General features: G+C 35.8%; 8 protein-coding genes. 7 read left to right on the forward strand and 1 reads right to left on the reverse strand.

What is annotated here, in order from left to right; all coding sequences use genetic code 11:
* Positions 1-80: 80 nt before the first annotated feature.
* Both ADJ83_RS07845 and ADJ83_RS07850 read left to right on the forward strand, forming a co-directional pair.
* Positions 81-560 (forward strand): PH domain-containing protein, encoded by a 480-nt coding sequence (locus ADJ83_RS07845; protein WP_031536294.1) that lies wholly within the window; start codon positions 81-83, stop codon positions 558-560.
* Positions 553-1980 carry a PH domain-containing protein gene (locus tag ADJ83_RS07850; RefSeq protein WP_031536295.1) on the forward strand — a complete coding sequence of 476 codons (1428 nt, stop codon included), beginning with the start codon at positions 553-555 and terminating at the stop codon, positions 1978-1980. The genes ADJ83_RS07845 and ADJ83_RS07850 overlap by 8 nt, the downstream gene beginning before the upstream one ends.
* A 58-nt stretch (positions 1981-2038) precedes the next feature.
* Here the strand turns inward: ADJ83_RS07850 and ADJ83_RS07855 are convergent, their stop codons facing one another.
* Positions 2039-2764, reverse strand: coding sequence for a rhomboid family intramembrane serine protease (locus ADJ83_RS07855; RefSeq protein WP_031536296.1), 726 nt, complete (start codon positions 2762-2764; stop codon positions 2039-2041).
* A gap of 108 nt (positions 2765-2872) precedes the next feature.
* Here ADJ83_RS07855 and acpS point away from each other — a divergent pair, with 108 nt between their 5' ends.
* From acpS to ndoA, 5 genes are all read left to right on the forward strand, one after another.
* A complete protein-coding gene (gene acpS, locus ADJ83_RS07860; protein ID WP_031536297.1) occupies positions 2873-3223 on the forward strand; it encodes a holo-ACP synthase in 351 nt (116 codons plus the stop codon).
* 286 nt (positions 3224-3509) lie between these two features.
* On the forward strand, positions 3510-4520 hold the full coding sequence (locus tag ADJ83_RS07865; RefSeq protein WP_031536298.1) for a LolA family protein: 1011 nt from the start codon (positions 3510-3512) through the stop codon (positions 4518-4520).
* A gap of 155 nt (positions 4521-4675) precedes the next feature.
* Positions 4676-5845, forward strand: coding sequence for an alanine racemase (alr, locus tag ADJ83_RS07870; protein ID WP_031536299.1), 1170 nt, complete (start codon positions 4676-4678; stop codon positions 5843-5845).
* 347 nt (positions 5846-6192) lie between these two features.
* A complete protein-coding gene (locus ADJ83_RS07875; RefSeq protein WP_016201247.1) occupies positions 6193-6474 on the forward strand; it encodes a CopG family ribbon-helix-helix protein in 282 nt (93 codons plus the stop codon).
* Between the two features lie 4 nt (positions 6475-6478).
* Complete coding sequence (gene ndoA / locus ADJ83_RS07880) at positions 6479-6829, forward strand: type II toxin-antitoxin system endoribonuclease NdoA (protein ID WP_016201246.1); 351 nt, start codon at positions 6479-6481, stop codon at positions 6827-6829.
* The last annotated feature ends 319 nt before the right edge of the window (positions 6830-7148 follow it).

The raw sequence follows: 7148 nt of genomic DNA on the forward strand, positions 1-7148 counted from the left end.
AAAAAATCTGAAACTACTTTCTCCTATTTTCGTATATAGTTAGTATAAACAGACAAAATGTAGAAAAAGGGGGAAAGTAATTGATAGCGATACCTCAAAATAGATTATCGAAAAAGGGAATAATTGTTTGGCGAATAACAGGAGTAATATCCTCTCTTATCATGATGGCTATTGGCGGTGGTGTAATCACACTGGCTATTCTTTTTGACTGGCATATTCTGATAAGTATAGGGATAATTATTTATCTTCTTGTTCATACAGTGCTGACCATTGGTATTCTACCACCTTTAAAATGGAAGAGGTGGAGATACGAAGTCAGAGGAGATGAAATTGAAATTCAGCAAGGTGTCATTGTAATTAAGCGAACTCTAATTCCGATGATTAGAGTTCAACATGTAGACATGAAGCAGGGACCATTGTTAAGGAAGTATGAGCTTGCGACAGTTTCTATTTCTACTGCTGCTACTATCCATGAAATTCCTGTGCTTGAAGTAGAGGAGGCAGAGGAAATAAGACATTATATTTCTAGCAAAACGAAGGTGGCGGAAGAGGATGTTTGAAAAAAGAAGACTTCATCCTATTTCGGTTCTTTATATAATTTTAAAGCGTCTAAAAGAATTGATTTTCCCTTTTATAGGAATTATTGTACTTGGAGGAAAGCCTTCAGACTGGGGATTATATACGATTTTAGGAGCAATCCTGCTCCTTGTTGTGATTTTAATTAGTGGTTTTTTGCACTGGAATTATTTTACTTATTACGTTGTAGGAAATGAATTGCGTATCGAGTATGGGGTATTTGTTAAGAAAAAGAGGTATATACCCTTTGAACGAATTCAAAGTATTGATTTTACTGAAGGGATTTTTCATCGTCCGTTCCGTCTGGTGAAAGTTAAGATAGAAACAGCAGGGGGCGTAGAAGCAGAAGGTGAGCTTACAGCTATATCAAAAAAGCTTGCCGAAGAGCTAAAAAGATATATCATAAAAAAGAAAAACGAAGAAATAGTATTGGAAGAAGAGATAGAAGAGATAGAACCTGTTCAACAAGAAATCTATCGTATCACGAATAAACAGTTAGCTATTTTGGCCACCACATCTGGTGGAGTGGGAGTGATTATTTCCGCGATTTTCGCCTTCGTTTCCCAGTTTGAAGAATTAATTCCAATCAAAAGAATTTATGAGCAAGTTCATCAGTTCATTACAAGTGGATTGGCCTTAATTTCTATCGTTGTATTTATTTTATGTGTATTATTATGGATTTTATCTTTGTTTATTACATTGCTCAAATATGCGAATTTTACTTTATCAAAGACGAATGATGATTTGATTATTACACGGGGGTTAATTGAGAAAAAGCAAATTACGATTCCGTTAAAACGCATTCAGGCAGTTAAAGTAACGGAGGCTATGCTTCGCCAACCATTTCATTTAGTAGGCGTATCCTTAATTAGTGCAGGAGGATCTTTTAATGATATAGAAGCTGCAAATGTATTGGCAGTTCCCTTGTTAAAGAAAAAGGATTTACCGCAATTACTAAAGGAAGTGGTTCCTGAATATGAATGGAGTGAGCAGCTAATACCACCACCAAAACGGTCTGTTTGGCGATATATTGTTAAAAACAGCTGGATTGCACTACCTATTATTAGCACACTCATTTATTTTTTTCATGGATGGGGAATGCTATCGTTATTGCTATTATTGATTTTACCAATGTGGGGATATTGGAATTATCGCTCAGCAGGCTATGCTATCTTAGGTAAACAACTAACCTTATCCTTCCGTCAATTCCACAAGACGACATTTATTATGAAGCGTAATCGTATTCAAGCTCTCTATTATACAGAGGGATGGTGGCAAAGAAAGGGAGAGCTTGCCTCGATTGAAGGAGTAGTTCTTTCTGGTGCCGGGGGGGCAACGGGTGTGGTTACAGACCTTTCAAAAGGTGATGTGAAGAAGGTTTATGAGTGGTATTCCTATAGATAAGAAAAGAAGGTTGCTATAAAGGCAGCCTTCTTTTGTAATAAGCTAGTGATGTTATCGTTTATTGACTAAGCAAGCCAATAATGGCAAGGCCGAAGATAATGATCCAAATAATAATGGATTTTCCTTCAGGTTTTTTTGTGTGCCGAAGCTGCTGTTTTAAATAGTACCATTCCTCTTTATAGCTGGAAATAATCTTCTTTCCCTTTGATTCAGACAAGCTTCCAATGATTAGACCAGTTAGAAAGCCAAAAATATGGGCAACAATATTTATGTTTGGCTGTAAAAATGTCATGATTAAACTAAGAACAGCGATGGTAGTAATAATTTGTGCATTACTTTGAGAAATGATATCTTTTCGAAAAACGACTAGACTAATATAATAGCCAAATAAGCCGAAAATTGCCCCACTAGAACCTAAATGTACATAAGTAAGAGGTTCAATCAGGAGTGTTATAATATTTGCTGCAATACCGGTAATTAAGTAAATAAAGAGAAATTTAAATTTGCCAAGGATTCTTTCTAATGCAGGACCAAATAAAAAAATACTAAAACTGTTAAATAAAAGATGAGCAAATCCTCCGTGAATAAATATAGGAGTAATTAATCGCCACCATTCCCCTTCTACAATATATAGATTGACACCTATCATTAAATCTAACAGATGTTTGTTTGGGAAGATGGGCAAATTTGTTAACAAAAATAGGACTAGGTGAATGAGCAGGATTGCAGATACGACTGGATAATACGAAATATACTCTCTAAAGTTTTCTCTTCTGGTAAACAACCGTATTTGATACCTCCTAATAAAGCTTCTTTCTACAATAATAGCCAAACAATAGGAAAAGATACAATATATTATGCGTATAAATAATGGAATAGAAGGAGTTGTCTTATGATAAAAGGGACAGGAATAGATATTACGGAAATAGAAAGAATAGAAACTTTGATGCAAAGAAAGCCGAATTTTGCAAAGCGGATACTTACCGATATGGAAATGGAAAGATATGAGCTGCTGTCAGGTCATCGTAGAAGTGAGTTTCTAGCAGGGAGATTCGCAGCGAAAGAAGCTTTTTCAAAAGCATTAGGAACAGGGATAGGAGGAAGCCTAAGTTTTTTAGATGTGGAGATTAGCTATGATCCCCATGGAAAGCCATGCATTTTAAAGCCATTTTCTCAAGGTGTTCATTTATCTATTACCCATAGTAAACAATATGCCTTCGCACAAGTAATTATTGAAGAATAAGGAAAAGAGGTGTTTCGCCTTTTTCCTTTTTTTTATGAAAAGTTTATTGATTCCCACTAGATTGTCATTTCCATAAACGAAATGACAATGAAAAGAGATATTATTCCAAGTAGCATATTCCCGAAGGTTGTCTCATATATTCATAGAGAAATAGGAGAGACAAGTATGGGTTTTCGGTTTCTAATAGAAAATTCACAAGGATAAGGGTATGGAATTTTTTAATAGAAATGCTGTTTGCTTATTTTTCTCTCTTTCTACGTGAAATGAAAATAGGGGAGTTGAAAAAATGAACAAGAAGATTTGGTTGCTATTTGTAGGGCTAACGGTCATGCTTTTGTTAACTGCCTGTGGAACAAAATCGAAAGAAGATGTTCTGACTGATTTAAAAGAAAAGGTCGAGACAAAGGGGTATAAAGCAGACGCCGAAATGACTCTCAAAATGGGGACAGAGCCGCAAACATACGAAGTGGAAGTCTGGCATAAGGACCCAGATTTTTATCGAGTAAATCTAAAGAATTCGGCAAAGAATCAGAGTCAAATGATCTTAAAAAATGAAGAAGGTGTGTATGTTTTAACTCCGGCTTTAAACAAAAGCTTTAAGTTTCAAAGCGAGTGGCCAGAAAATAGTAGTCAGGCATATCTCTATGAGTCTTTAGTAAAAGATATTGAAGAAGATAAAGATGTGAAATTTTCTGCTACAGATAAGTATTATGTATTTGAAACGAAAACACGCTATCAGAATAACAAAATGCTTCCAACACAGGAAATTGCTTTTAGTAAAAAAGATCTTTCTCCTGTGAGTGTGAAGGTTAAGGATGTAGAGGGAGTAGCGCTTGTTACGGTTAAGTTCTCGAATGTAAAGTTTGACGTTTCCTTTGATAAAAAGGATTTTGATTTACAAAAAAGTATGACAGCAGCTAAGATGGTAATCCCGGTAATGGGAGAAATAGAAGATAAAGAATTTGCTGTGAAATATCCTGAAGAGCCGTTAGAAGGAGTTAGCTTGGTAGAAGAAAAGAAAATGGCTACGGAAAACGGAAATCGTGTTATTTTAACCTACGATGGGGTAGTGTCCTATACCATTATTCAGGAAAAAGCAGAGGTAGCACCAGCTACAGCAGGACCAATTGTTAGTAAGGGAGATCCAGTGGATTTAGGCTTTACTATTGGGGAAGTTACGGATTCAAAAGTATCATGGACGTTTGAAGGCGTTGATTATACAATTGCATCAAGTGACCTAACTCGAGATGAATTAGTTACCGTTGCGCGCTCCGTTCAAGGAGAAGCGATTAAATAAACAATTTTGAGCAGCTTCTATAATAGAAGCTGTTTTTTTGATGTATAAATGAAACAATACATACAAACATATAAGGATTGGAATTGACAAGCGATAAAAACAGTAGAATAATTTAGGATACAAGTTTGTTATTTCATGAAGGACGTGTGAGGATTTTGATTCAAGAAGATACCTTTTATCGAGATACATGGGTGGAAATTGATCTTGATGCGATTGCATATAATGTTAGGGAATTAAGAAAAAGAGTACATGCTGATAATAAAATAATAGCAGTAGTGAAAGCAAATGGATATGGTCATGGGGCTCTGCAAATTTCCAAAGAAGCATTGCTGTCAGGTGCAGACTGTTTAGCTGTTGCCTTTTTAGATGAAGCGATTCATTTAAGAAAAAATGGTATTACTGCACCCATACTTGTTCTTGGAGCAAGCAGACCGCGCGATGTAGCGATAGCTATAAAATATAAGGTGACTTTAACGGTTTATCATATCGATTGGTTGGAAGATGCTATCCAATTTTTAAATAAAGATGCGCACGTGGCGATTCATTTAAAATTAGATACAGGCATGGGTAGAATTGGGCTGAGAAAGGAACAAGAGATTCAGCAGGTGGAAGAGTTGCTGGCAAATCATCCGAATATTGTGGTGGAAGGAGTTTTCACTCATTTCGCAACAGCAGATGAAAAAAATTCTATTTACTTTGAGAAACAAATCCAGCGTTTTAAGGAACTACTTGCTGCATTTTCAAAGCTGCCAGCAATCGTTCATTGTAGTAATAGTGCCGCGAGTCTTTTGTATCCTGATTTACAATACAATGCTATTCGTATGGGGATTTCCATGTATGGATTGACGCCATCTCTTGAGATTGAGTCTGATTTGCCTTATTCCTTAAAAGAAGCTTTTTCCTTGCGCACAAAATTGGTCCAAGTGAAAAAATTAAACAAGGGCGATAGGGTAAGCTATGGTGCCACATATGAGGCAGAAAAAGAGGAATGGATTGGTACTTTGCCGATTGGCTATGCAGACGGGTGGTTGCGGAAATTGCAAGGTCAAGAGGTTCTCGTAGAAGGAAAGAGAGTGCCGATTGTCGGGAGAATTTGTATGGATCAATGTATGGTAAGGCTTCCGTACTATTTAGAACCAGGTACGCAAATAACGTTAATTGGGAAGCAAAAGGATGAAGAAATCTCTGTTAATGAAATTGCTACTAAATTAGACACAATCAATTATGAGGTCACATGTATGATTTCCGCAAGAGTCCCCCGTATATATAAAAAAAATGGTGTTTTTGAAGAAACGGTAAATCCCTTAATTAGTGAGATGGAGTAACGGATTATAACTGAAAAGTATAGCAGGATTTATTTTTGGCGAGAATTGTAAAAGAATAATTCAACATTGGGCTGAAAATAAAAGTAATGGATGATCAAAGAAATGAATACATTAATTATGGTCACATATACCAGCTAGAAATAATAATAGATGAAAAATATGGTAAATCCCCTCTTTGTTTTGAGAATATTTTTCGCTTTTTCCATTCTTTGATGCATAAAAGGGATAATTTTTGGTGGATAATACAGTAGAATTGCTGAATGGACTTTGCAGAAACAGTTATTAGTGGTATGATTAAAAAAAGCAGAGCTAAAAATGGTGTGTAGTGATGGTGGAGGTGTATCTTTGTGTCTGAATCCAGCGCAACGACAGAGATCATGATAAAATTACCAAAGCATTTGTTAACTGAATTGGACGGCTTCGTTAAGCAGGAAAATGTAAATCGTAGTGAATTTATTTATCAAGCAACGAAAATGTATCTTCGCGAACGTAAAAAGAGACATATCCGCGAATCGATGAGACGAGGATATATGGAGATGGCTAAATTAAATTTATCCATTGCATCAGAAAGCTTTCTCGCAGAATACGAGGCAGAGCATACAGTAGAACGTCTTGTAAGCGGAGGGTAATCCTTTGATTGTCAAACGTGGTGACGTTTATTTTGCAGACCTATCCCCAGTTGTTGGTTCAGAGCAAGGCGGCGTCCGTCCTGTACTTGTCATTCAAAACGACATCGGGAATCGGTTCAGTCCCACAGTCATTATTGCAGCAATTACAGCTCAAATTCAAAAGGCTAAATTGCCGACTCATGTGGAAATTGATGCGAAGCGATATGGTTTTGAAAGAGATTCAGTAATTCTTTTAGAACAAATTCGTACGATAGATAAACAGAGGCTAACGGACAAAATTACTCATCTCGATGAGGAAATGATGGAAAAAGTCGATGAAGCTCTACAGATTAGTTTAGGTCTCATTGAATTTTAATGATAGAATGCGCTCGTTTGGAGCGCTTTTTTTTATAGCGTTTTTTGTTCTGTTATGTATAAGAATGTAACCCCCTTCGTATTGTAGGAGGTTATTTTTTATTGGAAAGGAAGCGTAATTCTCTAAAAGGATAAAATATTTCTTAATTAAAGGTTTTAAATATAATCAGATAGGGAATATAGAAAAGTCAAAACCTATATACATATAGGATTAGTTAATTATCAAGCGAAAAATAATGCCCAAAAATAGAGGGCACTGAAAAAGTATAGTTTTTTCAAATTAAATAAGAATTTATTTATTTGAAAGCGAATATTAAGTT

Origin of the sequence: Bacillus sp. 522_BSPC (assembly GCF_001076885.1) — a bacterium.
GTDB lineage: Bacteria > Bacillota > Bacilli > Bacillales > Cytobacillaceae > Niallia > Niallia hominis.

Excerpts from the sequence above, each read along its gene's own strand:
- ADJ83_RS07850 (WP_031536295.1), top strand. The coding sequence starts at position 553 with ATGTTTGAAAAAAGAAGACTTCATCCTATTTCGGTTCTTTATATAATT.
- acpS (WP_031536297.1), top strand. The coding sequence starts at position 2,873 with ATGATAAAAGGGACAGGAATAGATATTACGGAAATAGAAAGAATAGAA.
- ADJ83_RS07865 (WP_031536298.1), top strand. The coding sequence starts at position 3,510 with ATGAACAAGAAGATTTGGTTGCTATTTGTAGGGCTAACGGTCATGCTT.